2 protein-coding genes are annotated in these 1074 nt (G+C 43.7%); both read right to left on the reverse strand.

Annotated elements, in window-relative coordinates; genetic code table 11:
- Window positions 1–390 (reverse strand): MarR family winged helix-turn-helix transcriptional regulator (locus tag R7D93_RS25980; protein ID WP_318129644.1); only part of this gene is annotated, 390 nt, incomplete at its 3' end.
- 110 nt (window positions 391–500) lie between these two features.
- The gene (locus tag R7D93_RS25985; protein WP_015297309.1) at window positions 501–905 is read right to left on the reverse strand and encodes a DUF2061 domain-containing protein; all 405 of its coding nucleotides are present in this window, start codon (window positions 903–905) and stop codon (window positions 501–503) included.
- Window positions 906–1074 lie beyond the last annotated feature (169 nt).

Consider the following 1074-nt stretch of genomic DNA (forward strand, 5'->3'; position numbering starts at 1 on the left):
CACTTCAAGCCCTTGTTTGAGCTGGTGCTGTTCGTTTTCGTCCAGATGGGATAGCAATGATTCGAAGAAAGTATTTTGTTGTTGGTCGAGTTGAGATAGCGCGTGTTGGCCTTGCTCGGTCAAAGCTATGAACTGGCTGCGCTTGTCTTTTGGATTTTCGATGCTCTCAACCAGGCTCTGCTTGATGAGAGCAGTTACGGTGCGGCTGGCATTGGATTTATCTACGTTAAGCTGCTGCGCCAGTTGATTGATAGTCAGTGGCTGTAATTGGATCTCGCCCAAGGCATGAGCTTGTACTGGGGTGAGGGTAACCTCGCCACATTGTTTATCAAGCATACCTAACAAGCGGACGGTCTGTCGGGAGTAATGTCTGAGCTGACGAGGATTCATCTTAAGTTACCTATAATAAGTTGCTCACCGCAATTAATTTAATTGCGGTGCGCAACATTGTCAATGATGAATCGGTTTGAGCTCGCTGTTGCTTCGGTTTCGACCCGCTCTTACGCGTGTTTGTGGAAGCAAAAATGCGGCGCTGAGCTCTGATCAGACGATTTACGTAACCAAACTTTTTCGTGGAAGTAGTAGGCTACGGTATTTAATGATGGCTCTAGCATTGCCATAACGCCACCGATAAATGCATCACCCGTTAACAAGTAAACCACCGTAAACGCTACGCTAAAGTGTACCGTTGCGAAACTCGCGGTTTTTAGCTTGGTCATGAATTGACGAGCTTTTAAAGCGGGAACACTTGCCCAAGCTTTTTCATGAAAGTAAAAAGCGACGGTGTTTACTGATGGCTCAATCATGGCAATTAAACTACCAATTAGAATGTCGCCAGTAAGCACGTAAGCGACACTAAATGCGATAGTAAAATGCAGCGTTGCGAATGTTAGTGTCTTTTTCATGATAATTACTCAATCGTGTTTGTTTCGATGAATACATTATCGATAATACTTCTCATTAACGCTAATGGGTGGTGGATATTAATTTGATAGGTAAAAACTATCGATAGGAAGTTTTTACTGAATGGACTGATACAAAAAAGGTTGGCCATGATGACCAACCTTTCTGATT

It is taken from the genome of Vibrio sp. YT-15 (assembly GCF_033337445.1).
GTDB classification, from domain to species: Bacteria; Pseudomonadota; Gammaproteobacteria; order Enterobacterales; family Vibrionaceae; genus Vibrio; species Vibrio alginolyticus.

Excerpts from the sequence above, each read along its gene's own strand:
- R7D93_RS25985 (WP_015297309.1), bottom strand. The coding sequence starts at position 905 with ATGAAAAAGACACTAACATTCGCAACGCTGCATTTTACTATCGCATTT.